We start from the raw sequence: 24,515 nt of genomic DNA, 5'->3' as shown, positions 1-24,515 counted from the left end.
TTGTAGACATCCTAAAAAGGTGATGGTATAGTTACTCAAGCACAATTTCATAGTTTACGAACAGGTGCTAAGCGTATGCGTTCGTTTCAGTCCGTTGAAACGCGCAAGCTTAGCTTAAATGGGAAGACCGGTGCAATACCGGCACGGACCCGCCACTGTAAGAAGCGTCGATTCTGGAAGGGAAGGCATGCTCGCCCATCTCCAATCGACAACGCATCAATGATAAGTCACTGAACGATGGGATCGTTTGGGAAGACGTTGATGACAGAAGCTTCGAGTCAGGATACCTGCCTGTTCAGTATGAACGCTACCTACGAGGACTTAGGGAGGTGTTGGAGATGGGCAACCGTTTATTGCCCGCTGATGTTCTACGGAACGTAAGCATTTCTGACGCTCGAAGTCGGAAATGCTTTTTTTTGTTGTACGCAATTATAGAATGGGGAGAGAATGATTCAAATGAAATCTAAATTAATGCCATTAACTAAACTTGTATTACTCGTAACTATGGCTGCAGTGCTGCTGATTACAGCTGCTTGTGGCTCAGGTAAGAATAACGCCAATCAAGCTGCTGAGAATGCGGGTAATGCGGGCAGCGCTGGCAATGCGGCCAATGCAACCGAGCAAGCTGCTGCGAATAACTCCGCACAGCAACAACATTCCGTATACCCGCTGACGTTGAAGGATGTGACGGGAACTGAGCTCACATTCCAGTCTGCGCCTGCGCGCATTGTTTCATTGCTGCCCAGTGAGACTGAGGTCGTCTATGCCATAGATGCCGGGGCTTCTCTGGTTGGGGTAGACAATTACTCTAACTATCCCAAGGAAGCGGAGAGTGTGACGAAGATCGGCGATATGGACGCCGATATTGAGAAAATCGTTTCGCTGAAACCTGACCTTGTGCTCGCCTCCTATACCATGGGGAGTGCCGTTGTCGATAAGCTTCGCTCGCTCCAAATCCCGGTGTTTGCTACAGATCCGAAGACGTACGATGCTGTCATAGCGAAGGTGAAGCAGATCGGTGAAATTTTGGATAAGAATGAGCAAGCTGCAGCAGTTACGGCTCATATGGAGCAAGTTAGAGAACAGGTTATTAACACCGTTAAAGATGCGCCGAAACGGAATGTGTATCTGGAGTTCGCACCTGGCTGGACAGTCGGAAAAGGAGAGTTCTTGGATGAGCTCATTACACTCGCCGGAGGCGTTAACGTCGCCAGCGAGCAGGGCTGGTACGAGATTGACCCCGAGTCGGTCGTGAAATCGAATCCGGATCAGATCATTTATGCGTCCATGACTCTCGCTGAAGGTGAGACCAATCCTATCCTAACCGGGATAGAAACAAGACCTGGCTGGGCAACAATTAATGCGGTTAAGAATAAGCAGGTGTTTGAAGTGGATCAGGATCCGTTGACCCGGGTCGGACCTCGACTTGCCGATGGGCTGCTGGAGGTAGCGAAGAAGCTGCATCCGGATCTGTTCAAGTAAGATGAGAACAAAGCTTGTTGTTTATGGAGGAGCAGCGATGCTCCTTCTTGCTGTATCTGTCGTCGTCAGTTTGTCGATTGGCTCATCCGGATTGCCGCTACTGCGCGTTTGGGGAATATTGATTCATCAGTTGCCGTGGATGGAGGACCCGAGCGGTCTCTATGATGCCAGCGATATCGCAATCGTGACACAGCTAAGATTATCAAGAGTCGTATTAGCAATGCTTGTCGGCGCTTGTTTGGCACTTGCCGGCTCCGGATTTCAAGGTGTGTTGCGTAATCCGCTTGCTGATCCGTTCACACTGGGTGTCGCAACGGGGTGCTCGGTAGGCGCGGCATTCATGATTGTATTCGGCTACCAGAAGGTAATCGGCTTATGGACGGTTCCGCTCGTCGCTTTTACTACAGGGATCGTTACCCTCTTTATTGTGTTTGCACTCTCCCGAGCAAGAGGAGCGATTAATGTCGAGACGTTAATCTTGTCCGGTGTAATCGTTCAAGCCTTTCTCGGCGCTTTCGTGACGTTCATGGTGTCGATGTCGCAAGGCGTTATCAACGAAGCCTTATTCTGGCTAATGGGCAGTCTAAGTGCTCGCAGCTGGGAGCACGTCCGGCTGATCTTGCCGTTTCTTATCGTGGGATTGCCGGTCATGATCCGCTATGGACAGCATCTCAATTTGTTCGTGCTGGGCGAACGACATGCCGCGCATTTAGGCGTGAACGTCGAGCGCACGAAGCTGATCGTTCTGATCGTTTCTACATTTTTGACCGCGGTTGCGGTATCTATTGCGGGCGTAGTCGGTTTCGTAGGGCTGGTAGTGCCTCATCTCCTTCGGTTGCTGGTCGGCCCGGACTATCGTTTCATTATTCCGCTGTCTGCGGTAGGCGGTGCTATTTATCTCTTATGGGCGGATACGCTCGCTCGAACTGCACTAAGCCCAAAGGAAATCTCGCTTGGCGTTGTGACGGCGCTTATCGGTGCACCGTTCTTTGCCTATTTGCTCTATCGGCGTAAGGTACTGCAGGGAGGGTCGCAAACATGATCGAAGCAAGGCGATTATCCAAAATAATTGGGGATAAGCAAATTCTGCGCGAGATTAGTTTCTCAATGCAAGAAGGTCGTATGTATGGCATTATCGGTCCGAACGGCGTCGGTAAATCTACGCTGCTCCAGCTGCTGACAGGCATGGAGCTGCCGACTTCAGGCGAAGTGCTGTTAAGGGATCGGGCTGTTAGTGCGTATAAACGCAAGGATTTGGCCAAATGGGTTGCCGTGCTGCAGCAAGGCGGATTGCCTTCGGTTGGTTTTACCGTGCGCGAGGTTGTTACAATGGGGCGTTTTCCATATCAGAACTGGCTGGGAGAGGAAACTTCCGGCAGCGGCGATGTGGTTGAAGATGCACTTGGCTCCATGGGATTGCTTGAACTGCAGCATCGACGGATCGATCAACTGAGTGGAGGCGAGCGTCAGCGTGTTGCATTGGCCAAAGTTATGGCACAAGAGCCTGAGCTGCTGCTGCTCGATGAGCCGACCACTTATCTGGATATCGGGTATCAGATACAGCTGCTCGATACAGTGAAGAATTGGCAGCGGGAGGGTGGGTTGACGGTCATCTCCGTGCTGCATGATTTGAATCTGGCAGCACATTATTGTGATGCATTGCTTGTACTGCATGATGGAGGCATCGAAGCGTATGGATCTCCCTCGGAGGTTATTCGACCTGAGCTCATTCAAACGGTGTTCGGTGCCAGATCCATCGTGCTGCCGCATCCGGATACCGGTGTTCCGCAAATTCTATTGCAATCAGGCGTACAGCCGGGGTGAAAAGGAGAGTTAGCATGAAAAACGAAAACTATTTAATGGAGTTAATTGAACGTATTCAACCACTCGATGTGGAACAAATTGCAGCAGCCCAGCTTCACTTGGATAATTTGACGAAACCTCCCGGCAGCTTAGGGAAGCTGGAGGAAATCGCTAAGCAAATAGCAGGCATAACGGGCGAAGTTACAGCCGATTTATCAAAACGGGCCGTTATTGTGATGGCTGGCGACCATGGGGTGTGCGAGGAAGGTGTAAGTGCTTTTCCCGCTGAAGTAACGCCTCAGATGGTATTGAATTTTCTCTCAGGCGGGGCATGCGTGAACGTCCTTGCCAGAGGTGCAGGCGCTGACGTGTACTGTGTGGATATGGGCGTGAATGCGGATTTGGAGCACCCGTCCTTGATTACGTGCAAAACCCGCAAGGGCACCGCGAACATGACAAAAGAGCAGGCGATGACGCGTGATGAAGCAGTCGCGGCTATCATAGATGGTTATCATTTGACGACAAAGCTTGCTGCTGACGGGTATCGCATGTTTGCTACCGGCGAAATGGGAATTGGCAATACGACTGCAAGTGCCGCGCTATGTGCTGTGCTTGGCAGCATGTCGGCAGATGAGGCAGTAGGACTTGGCACAGGAATTAATGAAGAGCGTCGTTTGCATAAGGTTGATGTGGTCAATCGGGCAATCGCGTGCAACATGCCTTCTCCTTCCGATCCGATTGGCGTATTGGCCAAAATAGGCGGGCTTGAGATTGCCGGATTAGTCGGCGTCATCCTCGGTGCAGCGGCTAGTCGCTGCCCGGTTATTATTGATGGTTTCATCTCTTCGGCTGCAGCGCTTGTTGCAGCCTCGATTGCACCACAATCGGCGGTGTATATGATCGGCTCGCATCTCTCGCAAGAGCAAGGACACCGCAAGCTGCTGGAACAGATCGGATTATCGCCGATGATTTATTTGGATATGCGGCTGGGTGAGGGGACGGGGGCTGTGCTCTGCTTCCATTTGGTCGATGCAGCACTTCGCGTGATGCGAGAGATGGCTACGTTCGAGAGCGCCGGGGTTTCGCGCGAGTAGCGGACTGCAATGCTTGTTGGACAAGAGATGGGGGAGAACATGGCGATATTCATTACCGGCGGTGCTCGGAGCGGGAAGAGCGGCTTCGCCGAAGCCTATGCGAAGAAGCTGGCTAAGCGGGGCATCTATATCGCCACATCTCAGATTTGGGATGAGGAGATGAAGGAACGGACCGACCATCATCGGGAATCGCGTGCGCTGTCGGAGTTTGCTTGGCAAACGATTGAGGAGCCTTACGAGGTGGCGGAGCTGCTGGAACGACTTGAGGCGGAAGCTGTGGTTGAAGGGCGAGTGCAGGGACTAGAGCAGGGGCAAGTGGGGGGGCAAATCAAAGGACAAATCAAAGGTCAAATTCATGAGCGTCCTGCCGTTCTTGTCGATTGTCTCACCCTGTGGTTGACGAATCAGATGCTCCGACTCGGTGAGTTTGACGCTACTGATGGGGAATCATTTCGATATGATTCCGAAGCGCTCTTAGCAGAGGTCAATCGACTTGTCGATGCTGTATCCGGCTTTACGGGTACGCTGCTGCTCGTCACCAACGAAGTAGGCAGCGGAATCGTACCTGCTTATCCGCTCGGACGCCGATTCCGCGACGAGGCAGGGCGAATGAACCGCAAGCTGGCTGCATGCGCTGAGCAGGCTTTTCTGGTGGTGGCCGGCATCCCGCTTGATTTGAAGGCACATGCTTTTGAGTTGGGGGAGGATTAGCGTGCTTATTCGATTCATGAAAGTACAGCTTCAAGCGCTCGGAACGGCGATGCAGCTGTTGACACGGATACCCGTGCCGGTTGTCATTCCATTCACTCCTCAGATGCTGGCACGCAGCGTCGTCTATTATCCGTTTGTTGGTGCAATCGTTGGCGGTATAGTCGCCGCTGCGATGACTCTTCTTCATGGTGCGGTACCGGCGATGCCGGCAGCTGTTATTCTGCTAATCGTCTGGATTATGCTGAGCGGCGGCTTACATCTGGATGGCATGATGGATACTGCGGATGGCGTACTGAGTCACCGATCTCGCGCGCGCATGCTGGAGATTATGAAAGACAGCCGAGTTGGCGCCATGGGTGTGCTTGCGGCAGTATTATTGCTATTGTTCAAGTTTACTGTCTTGTCAGAATTGATGGTTGGATCAGAGCTGAATATGCGTACCGTAGCGGCACTCGTGATTCTTGCTTGTTCTTGGAGTCGAACATGGGTAGTTATGGCGATGATTGGATGGCCTTTCGCAAGACCGCAAGAAGGGATGGCGGCTTTGTTTAAATCGGTTAGCATACGCCACGCTGCGGGGGCCGTGCTGCTGCAGCTGTTGCTTGTTGCCGTGGCTGGAATTGTTGCATATCCAGAGTTAGAGTTAAGGATGCTGCTCCTGCAAGGCGTAATTACGATTGTTGCTGGCGTTGTTCTCAGTGTATGGCTGTCACGCAAGCTGGGCGGACTGACAGGAGATACGTACGGGGCAATGGTTGAGATGATTGAAGCCTTGCTGTTGTTTAGTTTGATGCTGGTTGTGGTTTAACGGAGTTATGAGTTGATGCAAAGATTGCAACCGAGGGCGTTGAGCGCACTCGGTTTCTTTCTGTTCAAGTTGCGAATTTTGACGGTGAAAGCGGAAAGTCCCTATAATAGGACATATGAGATTGAGAGACAGGGGAACAAACGATGAACGAACGTAATCACAATCGAACGGTTCGTGCTCAAGAGCCGCTTCCGATTGACGGGCTTCTGCCTGAACTGCGGCAAGTGCTCAAAGAAAGGACTTCTGCTGTGCTCGTTGCCTCCCCTGGCGCGGGGAAGACGACACGAGTACCGCTTGCTTTGCTGGATGCGCCGTGGCTTCAAGGTCAGCGAATTCTCATGCTGGAGCCGCGGCGTTTGGCGGCTCGATCAGCCGCTCGTTATATGGCAACAGCGCTCGGCGAGCAAGTGGGAGGAACGGTTGGATATCGCGTGCGAATGGATACCAAAGTCGGACCGAATACCGTCATTGAGGTTATCACAGAAGGCGTTCTGACGCGGATGCTGCAAACGGACCAGGCACTTGAAGGCGTTGGACTCGTTATCTTTGACGAGTTCCATGAGCGGCATTTGCACGGAGACTTAGGGCTGGCGCTCTGTCTGCAAACGCAGTCCGTCCTGCGTGAGGAGCTTCGATTGCTTGTCATGTCGGCTACGCTGGAAGCAGAGCCTGTCGCCTCTTTGCTGGGTGACGCGCCTATGCTTGTGAGTGAAGGTCGCGCTTATCCGGTTGAGACCTTCTACGCGGCTAAGCCTGTATCCGGCAGAATTGAAGATGCTTCTGCGCGGACTGTAATGGAGGCGATGCGTCAGCATGAAGGTGATGCCCTCGTATTCCTGCCCGGAGCCGGTGAAATAAGGCGAGTCGAAGGGCTGCTGCGAGCTGCTCAATCGTCCTCTTCACTGCCTGGAGCGGAGTCGCTCACCATTATGCCGCTCTACGGCGCGCTGTCGCCGGAGGCACAAGATCGTGCCGTCGCGCCACCTTCCGCACCGGGCATGCGCAAAATCGTCCTCGCCACGTCGATTGCGGAATCCAGCGTCACGGTGCGCGGCGTGAGAATCGTGGTGGACGCCGGACTAAGCCGCGTACCGCGATTCTCGGCTCGGACCGGAATGGCGAGATTGGAGACGGTACCTGTCTCCATCGCTTCCGCAGATCAACGGCGCGGTCGTGCCGGGCGGGAGGCGCCGGGCTATTGCTACCGGCTGTGGACGGAGCAAGCCCATTACCAGCTGCAGCCGCAGAGCGATCCGGAGCTGCTCGGTGCCGACTTGGCGCCGCTCGCGCTGGAGCTGGCGATCTGGGGAATCGCAGATCCGGGCGAAGATTTGGCCTGGCTCACGAAGCCGCCGGCGGCCGCCTATTCGCAAGCGATGGAGCTGCTGCGCGAGCTGGAAGCTGTCGACGCGGATGGGAAGCCGACCGCTCACGGCCGTGAGATGGCGGAGCTTGGTATGCATCCGAGGCTGGCGCATATGGTGCTGCAGGCCAAGAAGCTCGGCCTTGGCCGCCTCGCATGCGAGCTCGCGGCACTGCTGAGCGATCGCGACCTGCTGCGCCAATCGCGCAGCATCGACATGCGGCTGCGCCTGGATGCGCTGCACGGGCGGGCCGCAGGCGAGCAGCCGGACGAGGCTGCGGTGAAACGCATCGCAGCGGAGGCGAGAGAATGGATGCGCGCAGCGGGCATCCAAGATACGGCGCCGCAGCCCGTCGACAGCTGCGGCTTGCTGCTCGCGCTGGCGTATCCCGACCGCATCGCGCAGCGCCGCAGCGATGGCCGCTATCTGCTCCGCAGCGGCCGAGGCGCAGCTATTCAAGAGCTGCAGCAGTTATCGGGCTCGGCCTATCTGGCTGCAGCGGAGCTGGAGGATAGCGGGAGTGACAGCCGTATTCAGCTGGCAGCGCCGATTATGTTAGCGGAGCTTGAGCATGATTTTGCCGATCAGATCGAGACGGAAACGGAAGTAATATGGAATCGCCAGACGGAGTCCGTGCGGGCACGGCGCAGGCTGCGGCTGGGTGCACTGATCCTCAAAGAAATGCAGCTCACAGATGCGGATCCCACTCTTGTTGCAGAAGCGCTGCTTAGCGGTATCGTTGAAGAAGGCTTGGAGCTTCTCCCTTGGTCGAAGCTGGCCCGTCAGCTGCAAGCACGGATTGCGCTTATGCATACGCACAATAGCAGCTGGCCTGATGCTTCGAGTGAGGCTTTAATTGCCACGTTGTCCGATTGGCTCTCACCGTATATTGGCGGTATGCGAAGTCGCAACGATCTGTCGCGGCTGTCTATGGTTACGCTCTTGGAATCGCTGCTCACTTGGCAGGAACGCTCGGAGCTCGATCAGGAAGTACCGACGCATATTACCGTGCCGAGCGGCTCGCGGATTCCGGTCGATTACAGCGATCCTGCAGCGCCTTTTGTCGCCGTTCGATTACAGGAGCTGTTTGGTTTGCAGCAAACGCCACGCATCGCAGGAGGGAAGCTGCCTTTGACGATCCATCTGCTTTCTCCGGCTCAGCGTCCTGTACAGGTGACGCAGGATTTGGCTAGTTTCTGGCAGCATGCTTATTTTGAAATAAAGAAGGATTTAAAAGGGCGTTATCCGAAGCATTACTGGCCGGATAATCCGCTCGAGGCAGAACCGACTAACCGCGCAAAGCCACGCCCTAAGAATTAAGGAGGTCTGCTGAATGACACTGACATTACTGGACAAGCTCGTTCTAGCTTATTTCATCATTATTAATGTGTACGTGTTCGCCTTAATGCGAATTGACAAAACGCGCTCTGTCCGCGATCGCAGACATCGCATCCCCGAACGCCGATTGCTTGGAATGAGCGCCATTGGCGGAGCGATCGGCGGGTTCATCGCCATGCGGATGTTCCGTCATAAGACGAAGCATCCTTCATTTTCTGTCGGGCTGCCGCTCCTGCTCATTTTGCATATCGTTGTTGCGATTTGGCTGCTCCGTACGGTGCTGTAACAGTCGAATCCTGTCTAAAATGGGATGGATTGACTCGGACGGTTTGGTTATGCTATAGTGGTCACTCGTGCTCCGCCCCGGAGCCATAGCTATTATCACATATTTTCAGACCAAGCCGCATGCGAATGCGGCTTTCGCCGCCTCCTGGTAAGCCTAAGGGGTATGGACGGTGAGAGCTGTTAATACGCTGCATCGAATGCAAGCGGCTTGCAGTCGCAGAGGGAGGTAACTGACATGACCGTTCAAAGTGCCTTTCAAGAAGAGGCTGCGCGCGTAGACGAAGTGCTGCTGCAAATTCGCAAACAGCTTCGCGAAATCGGACCGCGCTACACCGGCAATGATTTCACCGAGCAAATGTTGGAGCTGCAGCGCGAACAGCGGCAGCAACGGCTGGAGGTGGCCGAGCGAGAGCCTTATTTTGGCCGAATTGATTTTCAAGAGATGGTGCATCCTGCTCCGAAGCCGCTCTATATCGGCAAAGCAGGCGTTGCCCATGAGAAGTCGAATGAAGTGTTGGTCGTCGACTGGCGCGCGCCGGTGGCAAGTTTGTTCTATGCTTTCAGCGGCGGAGAAGCGCCTGTTACGTATGAATCGCCGGATGGCGATGTTGAAGGTACGGTGCATCTCAAACGCAATCTGATGGTCCGAGATGGAAAGCTAGAGCGAGTTGTCGACAGCTACGTGCGGGGTCAGGAAGAAGAGTCCGTCACTGATGAGTTTCTACTCTATCGGCTGGGTGAGAGCAAAGACAATAAGCTGCGCGATATCGTCTCGACGATTCAACAGGAGCAGGATCGCATCATTCGTACGGATAAAAATAAAGCTGTTTTCATTCAAGGGGTTGCAGGTAGTGGAAAAACGACCGTTGCGCTGCACAGGCTAGCTTATCTGCTGTATCGTTATGCAGGCGCTATCCGAGCTGAGCGCATGGTTATTTTCGCTCCGAACCGCATGTTCCTTGATTATATCTCCGGTGTCTTGCCGGAGCTAGGCGTTGGTGACATTCTGCAGACTACTTTTGCCGATTGGGCGCAGGAGCAGCTGCAGCATGAGGTTCGTCTGGATGAGGCTTATGATCCTTTCGTGTATTGGTTCGAGCAACCGAGAACGCGGGAAGAAATGGAGCATGCGCCGAGTCGCGTAAAGGGAAGTTTGGCTTTCAAGGCGTTGGTTGATGAGAAGCTGGCGTTGACCGAAGCTTCGCTTATTCCGGAACAGTCCTTCGAACCGATGCCCGGCTGGAAGGTAACGCCGGCCATGATCGTCGAGTGGCTGTCAACGGACGATGCAAGCGAGCCATATATGAAGCGGCGCAGCCGGCTGGTTAGTCGGCTCAAGCGCTGGCTGGAGTCCGAATGGAAGACACGCAGACTGACTGACAGCAAGCTGAAGTCGCAGCTGGGTACGAAGCTGAATGCCTATGCGAAGAAGATTCCTTCGTATACGGCATCGCAGCTGTACAGCTCATTGCTGCGCGAGCCGGCCGTTCAAGAGCTGCTGCCTGCCAAGAGCACTGCAGCGATGATCAAAGCGTTGAAGCAGAAACTCGTTCAGCCGGAGGATCTGGCGCCGCTTGTATATATTCAGCTGCGGCTGTTCGGCTTCGAGCATTCGCCGTATGATCATATCGTCATCGATGAGGCGCAGGATTACTCGCCGTTCCAGCTTGAAGCGCTGAAACAGTGCCAGCGACAGCCGTCGATGACGGTGCTCGGGGACTTGCAGCAAGGGATTCACGGCTATGTCGGCATTCATAGCTGGAAGGAGCTGACTTCGCTGCTGCCGGATGACGATACAGGCTATTTTGAGCTCGATCGGAGTTATCGGTCCACGATGGAAATCATCGATTTCGCGAACCTGGTTCTCGGAGCGATGGGGACCGGCGTGAAGCCGGCTGTTCCTGTGTTCCGCAGCGGCGAAATGGTGGAAGTAACGAACGCTTCCACCGATGAGAAGCGGCTGACGATGGTCGTTGAAACCGTGAAGGAATGGCAGAAATCCGGCCATTACCGGACGATGGCCGTCCTTGGCAGAACGGCACGCTCCTGCGAGGGGATTGCCGGTAAGCTTGCTGAAGCAGGCATTGCAGCTTCACTCGTGCAAAGTAAGCAAGATGCCTACGGCGGCGGATTGACCGTCGTTCCTGCGTATTTGTCCAAAGGCCTCGAGTTCGACGCGGTGCTGATCGCGGACGCAGACGGAGACAGCTTCGGCAGCAATGATGCCAAACTGCTCTATGTAGCGTGTACTCGCGCGCTGCATAAGTTAAAGCTGCTCTACTGCGGCGAGTTAACATCATTGGTTTCCGAGCCGGTAGCTGCTGTATTGTGATTGTGGAAGGGCTGTCCCATTTGTCATCTGCTGATGACAGGGGGCAGCTTTTTTCGTTCGACGATTACGCCTACGCCACCATCTTCAAAATAAGAAAGAAAATGTTTCAACTTTTCTCTTTTTGCCGGGGAGCAATGCCGATAGTATGTGGAGAGAAGCTCCTAAACTGCAAGGCGTAAAGGAAGGGATGGGTGAACCATGAACACGGGCAAGAACATGAACAAATCCAAGATTCCAGATGAACTAATTCCGTTGATGGACGATTTTGGCCGGTTGCTTCGCCTGCATGTGCCGCATCTCGTGCATGGACTTTATCTTCAAGGCTCGATTGCCCTAGGCGGATATCAAAGCATGAAGAGCGATATAGACTTCATTGTCGTGTTAAATCAAGCTGTCGTAGACGAGGAAGACAATGCGAAGATCACGGCTATACATGAGGAATTACATGTCATGCATCCGTTTCATCTGGCGGTTGAAGGGCTGTATACGAGCTTGTTCCATCTGAGCAAGAAAGCGGAACCGGCTGGGGAGACTTTTCCTCGACTGACCCACGGAGGGAAACAAAGCTTGCATACCGGCTATGTTGACGCCACATCGGCATGGATTTTGAGGGATCACGGCATTGCGGTATTTGGCCCTAAAGCGGCTGAACTCGATATCGTCGCGGAATGGGATGAAATTCGCGCGGCTATGAACTATAATTTGAACGTCTACTGGGCAGGAAAAGCCACTCGAGCAGAGCTCTATATGGATGAAGAATGGATCGATTTCGCTGTGCTGACACTCGCTAGAATTGTCTACACCATGGAGCACCGCAGCATGATTACGAAGCTTGAAGCGGGTCAATATCTACTGCAGCAGCAGGAGCAAAGTCGGTGGCATCGCGTTCTACGGGAGGCTGTTCAGATTCGCAGCGGCGGCGGTGTCGAGGGGACGCTGTACAACACGGATCTCGAACGTGCACAAGAGGTGTTGCAATTTGTGCTGACTACGATTGCGGAAAGCAACTCGAAATATCATTTCTAATAGTCCGAACACGGTTTTCGGCAGGACAGCCTGAGTCGAATTATGCTATGCTAATGTCTTGAGTGTCAGCTTGACTGACGGGTTCGCAGATTACATCAGCTAAAGGGGCTCACATACCGGATGGATTTTATCGTTGAATATTTATCGTTTTTTGTTATACAAGGTGAAGGCGGCGACAACAGCGCAGCGAAGACGTTTAAACATTTTCAAACCTTGGATCGTTATGATTACGCAGAGAGCGAGCTGAAGGCTTTCCTGGATGGGGAATTCACGCGTATCTGTAAAAGAAAGGCAGATCGTCATCCAAGCACGGAAGGCGCGCCGACCAAAATCGGCCGTTTTATCGTGGAGCCCGGCTACGAGCTGGACAGCAATCCGAACTATAATACGTTTCAGCGGCTCCGTGCTTCCGCTTCTGCGTCAGAGTTTCACGGCTTCGCCGATGAGCTCGTTCGCCTCTATATGGAAGCGGCCGCTGTGCGAGGCGGTGCTTTATTGGTGGTGCATGCCACGCCGAATCGTCACACGGATGAGCCGCTGATCTTCGTATTGAAATGTGATTTTGAGCCGAAAATCGCCAGAATTACGGATGAGCATAACCTGATTTCGCATGTCGAAATGGCGATCAGCGCACGTAATATGAAGTCCATTCAATATCCATTCATGCCGGAGGACGGCATGCTGGAGCCGTGGGAGCTGAAGATTCATCAAGCGTCGCATGCCCGATATTTTGAGGATTTTCTTCGTTTTGTCAGCTATGAGAAGGCAATGCCTGAGCTTATGAGCGAGCAGATGCTAACGATGGTTCATGAGTATATGGAAGATAAATGGCAGGGGCATGTGGGTGAAGAGCGGCAGCAAGAAGAGAATCAGTTCGAAATTTGGGCGGCTAGTGAGAAAAGGGAGCTGCAGCAGTCCTGGGATCAGGAGCGGGTTGTTGCCGCAGCGGAGCGTCTGGTCGAGCAACAGCCGAACCTAAGTGTAGCGTTTAAATTAGGCGATGTTTCTATTAAAGGACCGCTTGCCGAGTTTGGGCAATCGATTCATTTTGCAACCTATAACGGCCGTTATATTGCACTTATTGAAGGGGATGCGTTCCAATTCGATCGCAGCATGTCACCGGTCGAATTGCTGCAGCCGCCGGATTTGCTGGAAGTGCTCGAAGTGGTCGGACGGAAGAAAGAAAAGGCCGATACGAGCAAGCATGATTTGCCATACTAAAACCGATTATTATGAAGGTAGTTAGGGGCTTGGGATGAGTCGTCGTATCTCCTATTTCATCGCAGCTGTGGTGCTTATTGTCCTGGGTTTGTCCGTTCGGCACTTCGGAGATCGCCTGCCTAGGTTTGTTGCGGATCACGCCGGCGATGCCCTTTGGGCAGGTATGATCTATGTTGGCTGTAGAGCCTGTTTGGTTCGACAACGCGCTTCGATTGCAGCCGGTATAAGCTTCCTATTCTGTATGGCGATTGAATTCAGTCAGCTGTATCAGGCAGATTGGATTCATACGCTGCGCTCGACGGTCATTGGCGGATTGGTGCTGGGGCAAGGATTTCTTGCCATCGATCTAGTTCGATATACTGTAGGCATCGCTATCGTATATGGAATTGATAGTGGTCTCCGTGCGAACAGCGGACGACGAAGGAACAAGAATGTCGCATATAAGGGCGATCTGTAAGCATTGTGCTTACAGGTCGTTTTTTATTGTCCGAGGGGTAGGCAGGTTGCTAAGGTTATCCTTAGATCGCTACAATAGAGGAAAATGATCCCAGGGAGGACGACTGTCATGAATCGGGGAAAATCAGTTGCAATCGTAACGGGTACGTCGCGAGGAATCGGTGAAGCAGTGGCGCTGGAGCTGTTAACGGATGGCTATGAGGTTTATGGATTATCACGATCGGAATCAAGCTTGCTCGCTGGACGGGACCGATTCATATCTATACAGGTTAATGTGGCGGATGCAGAAGCACTGGAGCAAACGATTAATCAATTGTTTCAGGAAATTAATGGTGATCCAGAAATAAGCGAACTATTGCTCATTAATAATGCCGCGATGCTGGAGCCGTTAAAACCGATTGACGCCATCAGCGCTTCGGAAATGGCTGCGCATATACAGACAAGCCTACTGGCACCGATGCTGCTCTGCGGCCGATTTATTCACCATACACGTGCCTTAACGACGCTCCGCCGCAAAACGATCATCAATGTAACTTCAGGTCTTGCCGAATACTCGGCACCTTCCATGAGTATGTATTGCAGCGGCAAGGCGGCACTCAATATGCTGACACGGTGTATTGCCGATGAGCAGCGGGATGAGACGAATCCGGTACATGTGTTTGCGTTTGATCCCGGTATGACCGATACTCAGATGCAAACCATTGCTCGTGGACGGGACAAGATGGATTTTCCACTACAAACCTTCTTCCAAACTAGCTATGAGCAAGGAAAACTGCGTTCCACAGCAGAGGTGGCGGCAGAGCTGATTCGATTGCTGGGAGAGTCACATCAGAGCGGGAGCGTTCTGCGCGCATTCGCGAATGAGCGATAGCTGTTCATATTTTGTTCATGGAACGGCCTTATAATAAGCGCATGAACGAGTAATTCATAGACCGGAGATGATCACCATGACCAAACTGCTTATCGTTGATGACGATCCCCATATTCGTGAACTGATATCGCTGCTGCTCGCTGCGGAAGGCTTTGAGATCGTGGAAGCGGGCGACGGGAGGGAAGCACTCACGGTTCTTGAATCCACGCAGGTACAACTAGTCATTCTGGATGTAATGATGCCGAACATGGATGGCTGGGAGCTGTGCAAGGAGATACGCGATGGAATGGAGCTGCCTGTTCTGATGCTGACGGCAAAAGGAGAGACCAGCCAGAAAGTAAAAGGGTTCGAGCTTGGCGCAGACGATTACCTCGTGAAACCGTTCGAACCGCTTGAGCTGGTGGCTCGAGTGAAGGCGCTGCTGAAGCGTTATCGCATTGCAACTTCACAAACGGTGCAAGCCGGCGGCGTTATATTGAATCGGTCAACCTATTCGGTGACGGTTGAAGATTCCACGATGACCCTGCCCATGAAGGAATTTGAATTGCTGTTCAAATTAGCAAGTTACCCAGGCAAAACCTTCGCGCGCGAGCAGTTGATCGAACAGCTCTGGGGTTACGATTACGAAGGCGATGAGCGAACGGTGGATGTTCATATTAAGCGTCTCCGCGAGAAGTTTCCCGAGGAACAGAGCCGGTTTCGCATTCAGACTATACGTGGCCTTGGTTATCGGCTGGAGGTATAGTCATGCCGAAATGGAAGAGATTCCTCATGGTTCTAGCAGGTGTTTTGTTGATGAATACCGCCATCTATACGTGTTATACGGTTGCTTTCACCATTGTTTCCTATACGAAAGAGAAGCGGAATCATTCCGCCGTGACTTCGGCTATGCTTCATGAAGTGGAGCTTATCGCCATTACACTAGCTAACCGAGAGCAAGTATCGGAATGGAACGGCGGCTTGGAGTCGCTGTCGAGCAGCAAGGGATATCGGTTTATTATGGTGGACGCTGCCGGTGATGAGAAGCGTATCGGTGAGCTGCATGATAGTGGCGGCAAAGCTGTCGAGACTACGATTGAACGGGATTATACGACTAAGGTGCTTGGCGGAGGAAGCGTCGAAGATGTGGAACGCAGCCATTTTTTTACCAAGGGGCTTGCAATGGTGGGCATACCTGTTGATATTGGCGGCAAACGCTACGCTCTCTTCGCTGAACGAGTAGCTCCGAGCATGTACGCCGGATTGTGGCAGCAGCTATTTACGGTGTTCCTTGGTTTCTTGCTCTTGTTTATCATTTTGTTTATTATTGGCCGACCTTGGAAGCAAAGGGAAGGTTTCAATCTCTATATTTCCGCGATTCGTCGAATGGCGAAAGGGGATTTCTCCGTCACGATTAAATTGCCGAAGCAAATGCGCGGTGAATTCAGTGAGCTGGCCCATAGCATTAATGATATGGCTGCGGAGCTGAGTCAGATGGAGCAGATGCGGCAAACGTTTATCTCCAACGTGTCGCATGAAATCCAATCTCCGCTGACGTCCATTCGAGGTTTCGCGCGCGTATTGCAGCAAACGAAACTGGAAGAAGAACAGCGCCAGCACTACGCGAGTATTATCGAGACCGAGAGTGTTCGTCTCTCCCGATTGAGCGATAACTTGCTGAAGCTCACTACATTGGAGGCGGATCAGCAGCCAATGCGGATGAAGCCCTTCCGGCTTGATCAGCAGCTGCGATCCACGATTCTGGCCTGTGAGCCGGTATGGACGGAAAAAGATTTGCTCATGGATGTGAATCTGGATGAAGAGGTCACTTTTATTGGAGATGAAGAACTGCTATCGCAGGTGTGGACGAATATGCTCGCCAATAGCATGAAGTTCACGCCGGAAGGCGGCAGCATTTCAATAGAAGTCAAGAGGACAAACGGCGGAGCGAGCGTCTGTATCTCGGATAATGGCGTGGGTATCTCTGAGGAGGACCTTCCTCACATCTTCGAGCGTTTCTTCAAGGCGGATAAAGCGCGCAGCCGTATGGCTGGAGGCAGCGGACTTGGATTATCCATCGTGAAGCGAATCGTCGAGATGCACGGCGGGACGGTCACCGCAAGCAGCAAACCCGGAAGCGGGACTACCATTACGGTGTTCCTGCCGGATGCAGCGGTTAAGCAACAATAGGGACTGGGTGAAGAGAGGTTGCGACGTCATTATGTGACGGTTGCGGCTTCTTTTTTATTTCCAGTTTTTCCTATGGCTGTTATACTGGGAGGATACTTGTAGAGTATTTATTTACCATTGAGATGAGGGTTTAAAGGATGATAACGATTCAAGAAGTAAATAGAAGTAACTGGTTTGCCTGCACACAGCTTCAAATTAGTGAAGAGAATGGGCAGCGATTTATCGTTCCCATCGTCTATTCAATCGCCGAATCCAAATACGAGGAGCATCTAAAACCTGTAGCGATCTATAACAATGAAACTGTCATCGGATTTAGCATGTATTGTCGGGACCAAGATGACGGTCGCTATTGGATTTACGTGTATATGATCGACGAGAACTATCAAGGGCAGGGATACGGCAAAGCAGGATTGAAACAATTACTCCAACACATGAAGGAAACGGAAGACATAGATGAAGTACTAATCGGTCACAAACCGGACAATGAAAAGGCTGGATATCTGTATGAAGCTGTAGGCTTTAGGCAGAACGGTCAAATTATTAATGGGGAAATCATCAGGACTTATCGATATGGAATTTAACCTTAGGATCCAACTATGCACAATGGATGATTTAGAGCTGCTTGCCGCACTAAATAAACAGCTTATTGAAGATGAGAAACACGATAACACGATGGATATTGAGCAATTGAAGGATCGAATGAAGCATTTCATTGAAACGGACTATATAGCATATAAGTTTGTGGCGAGCGATGAGGTTAGAGGTTATGCACTGGTTAATCATAGTCAGTCGCCGCTTTATTTAAGGCACTTTTTTATATGCAGGAAGGATAGAAGAAACGGATACGGGAAATTGGCTTTCGTGAAATTGACTGAATGTTTAAACACCAAGGAAATGGATTTAGAAGTCATGCACTGGAATGAGGCAGCTCATCATTTCTGGAAGTCACTGGGGTTTAAAGAACGAAGTGTATATATGAGGTTGGAGAGTTCGGGAAAGTAAGTTCAGAATAAAAGGAGCCCCTCACATGATCACCATTCAAAAGGTTGAATACGAGCAGAAATCCATTCTGCGCAATATATTGGAGCTGTATCGATACGATTTTAGCGAGTTTTTTCCGGAGGATGATCTCAATCCCCAAGGGTTGTATGAGTATAAATACTTCGATCATTATTGGACGGAAGAGGGAAGATTCCCTTTCTTCATCAAAGTGGATGACAAGCTGGCAGGGTTTGCGCTTGTGAGAGAGCTCGGCATCAATGACAAGCATGAGAAGATCTATTGGATGGCAGAGTTTTTTGTACTGAAAAATTATAGACGACTGAAAGTCGGACAATCTGCTGCATACGAGCTGTTTAATCGCTTCCCGGGTTGGTGGAAAGTGGCTCAAATCGAAGCGAATGTACCTGCAAAAGCTTTCTGGAGGAAGACCGTAGACGGCTACACGAACGGAGCTTATGAGGAAATCAAGGAAGCCGACTGGAATGGTCCGATTCAGACGTTCTCATCACTCAATAAGAGGGAGAATCTCGCGGTAGAGAGTTTGGCGAGCACCCCCCAGATACTAATAGGCTCAGCGGATGATGCAGCCTATGTGAGAAATAAATTAATCGAGTTCAATGCTAAGCATGTGCCAAATGGCCGCTATGAAGAAGTTAATTTATGCTTGAAGGATGATAAGGGCGAGATTATTGCGGGGCTTAACAGTGCGGTCTGTTGGAACTGGATGGAAATTGATATTTTATGGATTCAAGACGACAGACGAGGGCAAGGGCTTGGTAAGAAGCTATTGGAAGAAGCAGAGCAGATCGCAAGAGCGAAGGACTGTACGTTTATTAAGCTAAATACGTTCAGTTTCCAAGCCCCCGAATTCTATAAGAAATACGGATATCAGGTAATTGGAATTATCGAGAATGCTCCGGAAGGCAATAAACATTATTACTATAAGAAGGACCTGGACTAATTTCCGGATAGAAGGTGTTTACATGGAAGAAATCAAAAGCATTTTAATAAGCAAATTCGAAGAAATCGAGCGACGGATGCTCTCCGTTCTCGAGCAGCTTAATGATGATGAAGTCAATTGGCGACCGAATGATGTAAGCAATAGTATCGCGAATTTGATCGTACATATCAACGGCAACATTAATGAAAGAATCTTGAACGGCATTCTTGACCGTAACGCTGTGAGAAACAGAGATGAAGAATTTGAAGATTTGTATCGAACGAAACACGAACTCCTCGCTATCGCACATGAGACTTTTCAGTTCACGATTGATACGATTAAAGGTTTAACGAAAGAAGATTGGTACAAAACGCAGGTCGTAAGAAACAAGGAAAGAACCCATCTGGAAGTGCTTATTCAATGTGCCGCTCATTTCTCGGAACATCTGGGACAAGTATTTTATATTGCAAAGATGATCAAAGATACGGAGTATGTAACGACATCGATCCCGAAGAAGAACAAGTCTTAAGTTGAATCCGTCGCCGAAGGAGATTTAACACGATGTATGCTCATAGACCGCTTCTCAAGGAAGACCTTGAAACGATAGGAACATCCATGAAACCTAAGAAGGAACCGCAAATCGGTATGGCGGGAAGGATGTGTAGTGATATTATCAATTAGAAGATTGATCGTACTTGTATTTACTGTTGCAATCATAGTTATGATTTGGAATTTGTATTCATCTTCTACCTACGAGCTAGCTAGAGTTAAACAAGTCAGTGAAGATGAGATCACTGTAGTGAATTTAGGGAAACGAGAACGAACAATAGAGATACCTATAGACATTTCAAAACTAATTGAAGTAAACAAGGATTACATCATTTCCTATGAAAAGAGATTCGGGGACAAATACAGACTTAAATCTATTCATCCTGCTTACAAATAACCCGATATGCAGCAGCAGTTTCAACTTTGATTGGAGTGAATCAGTTTGCCAGCGAATGTCACACACAAAATCTATACGATGTGTATGGTGCAGAACGGAACGAAAGTGCTTTTAATGAATCGACCCGATAAACGCGGATTTCCTGGCTACATAGCTCCTGGAGGCAAGGTTGATTTTCCGGAAAGTATCGTTGATGGGGCAATACGAGAAGTGAGAGAAGAGACGGGTTTGATCATAAAAGAGATCATCTATAAAGGGCTGGATGAGTTTTGCGAACCTGATCAAGGCTTACGGTATATGGTGTTTAATTATTTGGCCACTTCGTATGAGGGGGAGCTGCTCAGAAATCCACCGGAAGGGGAGCTGATGTGGGTGGAAATTGATGAAGCGCTGAAGCTGCCTATGCAGGATTGGTTCAAGCGAAGATTTCCGTTGTTCTTTGAACCGGGGACGTTCGAATTAAGCTTCGTATGGGATGAGAAAAGCGATGAAACCATAGGGCAGACGATCAAGAATTATGGCTTAGGGTTCGGAAAATGAAATCCTATACATTCGGTTATTTTCTCCTTTCCGTTGTGATTACTGTCATTTTGTTCATGATACTTGCAGTAAGCTTTCAATTTTCAGGTGACGAAGGACTTATGATTATTATTGGGATCATCGTTTCTCTTCAACTCTCTTTTCTAACGGGATGGACCATCAACAAATTAAATCAAATACAGAGTAAGCGCTAATAAAGCGCGAAGAAAGCGAGTGAATCCGCCATGTCGAACACAAATGTAGGACTCGATCTTGAACGCATTATTTTCATTGGAAGAACGTTTGAAGAATATAGCGATATCTTCAACCTTTCGAAGGAAGAACTAATGGATAATAAGATATTGGATTGTCCGTCCGGCGCGTGCTCGTTTACTGCGATTGCTAATCAGCTCGGTGGAGACGTTACAGCTGCAGATATTGCCTATTATCATCCAGTCCAATCGCTTAAAGAGAAAGGGCTTCAAGATCTGGAACACGGAATCGCGCACATTGAGAAAGTGAAACAAAATTACAAGTGGGACTATTTCGAGTCTACGGACGAGCTGCATGCTACAAGATCGAAAGCTTTAGTAGACTGCACGACCGATATGATTGCAAATTCACAACGTTATGTTGCTGCAACATTACCTCAATTACCGTTTGCAGATAAGCAATTCGATTTGACGTTATCGGCGCATTTCTTATTTATGTATGCAGATCGATTGGATCTCAGCTTCCACAAAGCTACACTTGCCGAGCTTATGAGGGTAACAAGAAGAGAAATTCGTATATTCCCACTCGTTGATCAAACCAGTGAACGATCTGAATTTGTTGACGAGCTGCTGAGTTATATACAAGAGATGGACTGGAGCTATGAGATTCAAGATACAAGCTACGAGTTTCAACGCAATGCCAATCAAATGCTGATTATTCAAGCTGCGGGAGTCTAATAATGAACTTATTTACGATTGATTGTAAGGACGTTTTATTAAGAGAATTTATAGCTGAAGATTTGGAGTCGTTTCATTCGCTGACTTGGCAGCCGGAGATCTATGAGTTCCTGCCAGGCTGGAATGCACCTCGAGAACAGCGGGAAGATTGGTTTATCAACTACGAGCTGCCAGAGAACATCGCATTTCTACGTGCTGTATCAGACGAAGATGGGGACATCGGTGAATTGCGCCTGCGTTTGGGCATTATTCATAAAGAATCGGGGGAGCTTATCGGCTGGTGCTGCACGGGAATTAAGGATGAACTGCCCGTACCTAACAGAGAGATTATGTATGCGATATCGAAGGATCATCGGGGTAAGGGGTATACGACGCAGGCAGCACGAGGGTTAATCGAGTACTTATTTGAGCAAACCGATGTAGAGGTGTTGAATGCACTAGCGCTTCTGCGAAATGAACCTTCGAATAAAGTCATCCTTAAATGTGGATTCACCTATCAGGGTATCGTTGAAATCGAAGATGAGCGATTCAATACTTACACGCTAAATAAGCAGGATTGGTCTTTTATGCAAAATAACTGCTGTCACAACCGTTAAAATTTTGAATGTAGTCGTTTTGAATGTTGGGGTTATGAGGCTGAGCTGAGATTGCCGCTCAGCCTGTTTGTCTACACCACTAGGCCATCGCCGCCGCGGCCAAGTGAAACGGAGCGGATCCCGTTTCGAAGGTGCGGGGCGCTCAGCTTCCCGTCGATATGGTATTCGCTGATGGCATCGGTATCCTTGAGCATGCTGCCGGTGAGGATGCATGCCGCCGATTCTTCTGGCGCGATGACTCCTTCACGAACAAGCTTGCGCAGCCCGGCAACGGCCGCGGCGGAAGCCGGTTCGCAGCCAATGCCGCTGCGATCGATGTGGGCTTTGGCCGCCATGATCTCCGCGTCACTGACAGCTGCGGTTACGCCCTCTGTCATATCGAGCATACGCAGCGCTTTGAGCCAGCTAGGCGGATTGCCGATATTTAGCGCAGACGCCCGCGTCGAAGGCTTCAGCTCCGGTGTGATCGTCCGAAGGGAGGCTGCTGCCATGCGGTGGAAGGGGCTGGCACCTACTGCTTGAATGACGGCTACTTTGGGTAACTTATCAATGAACCCTAGTGTATAGAGATCATGTAATCCTTGTCCAAGTGCGGCTGCGTTGCTGAGTGCGCCTCCCGGCAGGATGATCCATTCAGGCAGTTTCCAATCAAGATCATGGGCGAGCTCGAAAATAATGCTTTTCTGACCTTCAATTCGCAAGGGGTTAATGGAATTGCACACATACATGCTTTGCAGATCAGCGTTGTTGCTTAACCACTCAATCCCATCGTCATAGGTACCGCTGAACGTATTCACCGTTGCCCCATACGCCAGGGTTTGCAACACTTTATTGGGTGACACCTCATTGCTTGGAACAAGAACCATCGCCTGCTTGCCAGCCGCAGCTGCATACATAGCTAGTGACGATGAAGTGTTCCCAGTTGAGGTGCAGGCGAAGGTAGAATAGCCGAGCCACTTGCCATGCGACACGGCAACGGTCATGCCATTGTCTTTGAAGGAGCCGCTCGGATTCTCGCTTTGAGCCTTCAAGTACAGACGGCGAATACCGGCAAACTCCCTTACCGATGTTGGTTCGTACAACCCTGTATTACCTTCGTTTCTGGTCACAATTGCGGTGTTCGGCAGCTCCGGAGCAATGAGCTCCTTATACCGCCACACGCCGCTGGCCGCAGTACAGTTCCGCATCCCGCGCCGCTTATCGAATTTTCGCTTCAATCGCGCAGAATCCACCTGACTGAAATCATGAACGATTCGCAGTAATCCCCCGCATAACTCACAATGATAATGCAACGGTTTACGATCCAGCATCACCTGGGCACTACATGCTATACAAGCTCCCTGCATCATCCTGCCTCCCTTTAGCTGTTCTTTAATGTTTGTTCGCTTGTGAAGCCGCTTCATACTTCATACAATAAATTGGAATGATTAATAATTCCAATACAGAGTTTTATGGTAATCATAATTAATAGTTATGATATATATATATAGGCTTAGGTTAGCTCTGTCTCAATAGGGAGGCTCCAACGAAACGATGAACCTGTATGGACTTATTGTCTTTCACCATGTCGCTGCTTCGGGCAGCGTTACGAGGGCGGCTGAAATTCTTCGTATCAGCCAGCCAGCGGTTACCGCTCATGTGCGCAATATGGCAGCAGAAATTGGACTCACGCTGTTAGCGCCTAAAGGAAGAGGGATTTTGCTCACCGAAGCAGGCGAGCGTCTGGCAAAACACGCGGCTAAGGTATTCGCGCTTCAGAATGAGATCATGCGCGATCTCGACCTTTACTGCTCCGGTGAAGCAGGGGAGCTTCGCATTGCGGCAACCTCTTTGCCTGCGAACTTTCTGCTTCCCGAACAATTGGTTTCCTTCAGAGCCGAATGCCCAGCTGTCCAAGTCACCATGCAGACGCTGAACGCAAGCGATGCCCTTGGTGCACTTCAGCATTATAAAGCCGATATCGCTGTAATTGGTGGCGGGGGAGAGTCTCGCCCAGGACTGGAGCGGAAGCTGCTGCTGGAGGATGAGCTCTGGTTTGTCGTAGCAGCGCATCACCGTTATGCGGGGAAGCGAATAGCTTGTGCAACACTGATGGAAGAGCCATTCATTATGCGCGAACCCGGCAGTGCAGCGCGCGATAGACTACTCTCATTATGCCGCGTTCAAGGAACGAACTTGCCTAGAGCTGCCTTGCAGGTGAACGGTGTACATGAATCACTTCATGCCGCTGCGGCCGGACTTGGCGTATCATTCGTATCTTCGCTTGAAGCAAAACGAGCCGTCATGCGCGGCGAGCTGGCCCGAGTTGAAGTGGAAGGCGTGGACCTGCGCAATCCCATCGTGCTATATACGAGGGAAGGGGAAGCGCCGCCGCCTGCTGCACAGCATTTTATCCATGTGATTATGAAGCAAGTGGAGGTGATGGTCTGATCGAAGTCGTTTGTCGATGGAATGCGGACCATCATGTGCGAGGATGAATTTAATTTGCTCCATTTAACGTTCCGTTATGTACTTGCATAACGAGGAGTCCACGTTAGTTGACCGTAAGACTCACGTACTTTTTGACATTGTATCCAATAAAACTTACTGACATGCGGCGATT

24 protein-coding genes, 1 pseudogene and 1 riboswitch are annotated in these 24,515 nt (G+C 50.6%); of the genes and pseudogenes, 24 read left to right on the top strand and 1 reads right to left on the bottom strand.

What is annotated here, in order from left to right:
* The first annotated feature begins 58 nt into the window (after positions 1-58).
* Positions 59-298, top strand: a riboswitch (cobalamin riboswitch).
* 173 nt (positions 299-471) lie between these two features.
* The 23 genes and pseudogenes from AC0YN4_RS05855 (at position 472) to AC0YN4_RS05745 (ending at position 21,913) form a co-directional block, all read left to right on the top strand.
* Positions 472-1,482: an ABC transporter substrate-binding protein gene (locus tag AC0YN4_RS05855; protein ID WP_475835395.1), complete on the top strand. Its 1,011-nt coding sequence runs from the start codon at positions 472-474 to the stop codon at positions 1,480-1,482.
* A 1-nt stretch (position 1,483) separates the two neighbouring features.
* A complete protein-coding gene (locus AC0YN4_RS05850; protein WP_475835394.1) occupies positions 1,484-2,524 on the top strand; it encodes a FecCD family ABC transporter permease in 1,041 nt (346 codons plus the stop codon).
* Positions 2,521-3,306 (top strand): ABC transporter ATP-binding protein, encoded by a 786-nt coding sequence (locus AC0YN4_RS05845; RefSeq protein ID WP_475779608.1) that lies wholly within the window; start codon positions 2,521-2,523, stop codon positions 3,304-3,306. The genes AC0YN4_RS05850 and AC0YN4_RS05845 overlap by 4 nt, the downstream gene beginning before the upstream one ends.
* Before the next feature lie 14 nt (positions 3,307-3,320).
* Positions 3,321-4,379, top strand: coding sequence for a nicotinate-nucleotide--dimethylbenzimidazole phosphoribosyltransferase (gene cobT, locus AC0YN4_RS05840; protein WP_475835393.1), 1,059 nt, complete (start codon positions 3,321-3,323; stop codon positions 4,377-4,379).
* 39 nt (positions 4,380-4,418) lie between these two features.
* Positions 4,419-5,090 (top strand): bifunctional adenosylcobinamide kinase/adenosylcobinamide-phosphate guanylyltransferase, encoded by a 672-nt coding sequence (locus tag AC0YN4_RS05835; protein WP_475835392.1) that lies wholly within the window; start codon positions 4,419-4,421, stop codon positions 5,088-5,090.
* Position 5,091: 1 nt separating this feature from the next.
* Positions 5,092-5,898: an adenosylcobinamide-GDP ribazoletransferase gene (cobS, locus tag AC0YN4_RS05830; RefSeq protein ID WP_475835391.1), complete on the top strand. Its 807-nt coding sequence runs from the start codon at positions 5,092-5,094 to the stop codon at positions 5,896-5,898.
* Between the two features lie 143 nt (positions 5,899-6,041).
* On the top strand, positions 6,042-8,582 hold the full coding sequence (hrpB, locus tag AC0YN4_RS05825; RefSeq protein ID WP_475835390.1) for an ATP-dependent helicase HrpB: 2,541 nt from the start codon (positions 6,042-6,044) through the stop codon (positions 8,580-8,582).
* Positions 8,583-8,595: 13 nt separating this feature from the next.
* Positions 8,596-8,886 (top strand): DUF1294 domain-containing protein, encoded by a 291-nt coding sequence (locus AC0YN4_RS05820; protein WP_475835389.1) that lies wholly within the window; start codon positions 8,596-8,598, stop codon positions 8,884-8,886.
* Positions 8,887-9,120: 234 nt separating this feature from the next.
* Positions 9,121-11,217 (top strand): HelD family protein, encoded by a 2,097-nt coding sequence (locus AC0YN4_RS05815; protein WP_475835388.1) that lies wholly within the window; start codon positions 9,121-9,123, stop codon positions 11,215-11,217.
* A gap of 216 nt (positions 11,218-11,433) precedes the next feature.
* Positions 11,434-12,243 carry an aminoglycoside adenylyltransferase domain-containing protein gene (locus AC0YN4_RS05810; RefSeq protein WP_475835387.1) on the top strand — a complete coding sequence of 270 codons (810 nt, stop codon included), beginning with the start codon at positions 11,434-11,436 and terminating at the stop codon, positions 12,241-12,243.
* A gap of 120 nt (positions 12,244-12,363) precedes the next feature.
* Positions 12,364-13,464: a DUF3900 domain-containing protein gene (locus AC0YN4_RS05805; protein WP_475779616.1), complete on the top strand. Its 1,101-nt coding sequence runs from the start codon at positions 12,364-12,366 to the stop codon at positions 13,462-13,464.
* A 34-nt stretch (positions 13,465-13,498) separates the two neighbouring features.
* On the top strand, positions 13,499-13,921 hold the full coding sequence (locus tag AC0YN4_RS05800) for a ribosomal maturation YjgA family protein (RefSeq protein WP_475835386.1): 423 nt from the start codon (positions 13,499-13,501) through the stop codon (positions 13,919-13,921).
* A gap of 108 nt (positions 13,922-14,029) precedes the next feature.
* The gene (locus tag AC0YN4_RS05795; RefSeq protein ID WP_475835385.1) at positions 14,030-14,791 is read left to right on the top strand and encodes an SDR family NAD(P)-dependent oxidoreductase; all 762 of its coding nucleotides are present in this window, start codon (positions 14,030-14,032) and stop codon (positions 14,789-14,791) included.
* Between the two features lie 76 nt (positions 14,792-14,867).
* Positions 14,868-15,536 (top strand): response regulator transcription factor, encoded by a 669-nt coding sequence (locus AC0YN4_RS05790; RefSeq protein WP_475779619.1) that lies wholly within the window; start codon positions 14,868-14,870, stop codon positions 15,534-15,536.
* Positions 15,537-15,538: 2 nt separating this feature from the next.
* Positions 15,539-16,960: a HAMP domain-containing sensor histidine kinase gene (locus tag AC0YN4_RS05785; RefSeq protein WP_475835384.1), complete on the top strand. Its 1,422-nt coding sequence runs from the start codon at positions 15,539-15,541 to the stop codon at positions 16,958-16,960.
* A 137-nt stretch (positions 16,961-17,097) separates the two neighbouring features.
* Positions 17,098-17,541: a GNAT family N-acetyltransferase gene (locus AC0YN4_RS05780; protein WP_475779621.1), complete on the top strand. Its 444-nt coding sequence runs from the start codon at positions 17,098-17,100 to the stop codon at positions 17,539-17,541.
* Between the two features lie 22 nt (positions 17,542-17,563).
* Entirely contained in the window at positions 17,564-17,962 is a 399-nt protein-coding gene (locus AC0YN4_RS05775) for a GNAT family N-acetyltransferase (RefSeq protein WP_475779622.1), read from the top strand.
* Between the two features lie 25 nt (positions 17,963-17,987).
* Positions 17,988-18,377, top strand: a pseudogene (locus tag AC0YN4_RS05770) (GNAT family N-acetyltransferase); the annotation flags it as partial.
* A gap of 126 nt (positions 18,378-18,503) precedes the next feature.
* The gene (locus AC0YN4_RS05765) at positions 18,504-18,923 is read left to right on the top strand and encodes a GNAT family N-acetyltransferase (RefSeq protein ID WP_475835583.1); all 420 of its coding nucleotides are present in this window, start codon (positions 18,504-18,506) and stop codon (positions 18,921-18,923) included.
* A 22-nt stretch (positions 18,924-18,945) separates the two neighbouring features.
* A complete protein-coding gene (locus AC0YN4_RS05760) occupies positions 18,946-19,431 on the top strand; it encodes a DUF1572 family protein (protein ID WP_475835383.1) in 486 nt (161 codons plus the stop codon).
* A gap of 495 nt (positions 19,432-19,926) precedes the next feature.
* Positions 19,927-20,388: an NUDIX domain-containing protein gene (locus AC0YN4_RS05755; RefSeq protein ID WP_475780097.1), complete on the top strand. Its 462-nt coding sequence runs from the start codon at positions 19,927-19,929 to the stop codon at positions 20,386-20,388.
* Between the two features lie 224 nt (positions 20,389-20,612).
* Positions 20,613-21,317: a methyltransferase domain-containing protein gene (locus AC0YN4_RS05750; RefSeq protein ID WP_475835382.1), complete on the top strand. Its 705-nt coding sequence runs from the start codon at positions 20,613-20,615 to the stop codon at positions 21,315-21,317.
* A gap of 2 nt (positions 21,318-21,319) precedes the next feature.
* A complete protein-coding gene (locus tag AC0YN4_RS05745; protein ID WP_475835381.1) occupies positions 21,320-21,913 on the top strand; it encodes a GNAT family N-acetyltransferase in 594 nt (197 codons plus the stop codon).
* Positions 21,914-21,984: 71 nt separating this feature from the next.
* On the opposite strand, the gene thrC is transcribed toward AC0YN4_RS05745, so the two are convergent.
* Positions 21,985-23,259 (bottom strand): threonine synthase, encoded by a 1,275-nt coding sequence (gene thrC, locus AC0YN4_RS05740; RefSeq protein WP_475835582.1) that lies wholly within the window; start codon positions 23,257-23,259, stop codon positions 21,985-21,987.
* Positions 23,260-23,446: 187 nt separating this feature from the next.
* Between thrC and AC0YN4_RS05735 the strand changes: the two genes are divergently transcribed.
* Positions 23,447-24,343, top strand: a complete 897-nt coding sequence (locus AC0YN4_RS05735) for a LysR family transcriptional regulator (RefSeq protein WP_475835380.1) — start codon at positions 23,447-23,449, stop codon at positions 24,341-24,343.
* Positions 24,344-24,515: the final 172 nt, after the last annotated feature.

This window comes from Paenibacillus sp. J22R3, assembly GCF_056269305.1.
The sequence above is the reverse complement of the archived record's forward strand: the minus strand, read 5'-3'. Positions and strand labels throughout refer to the sequence as shown.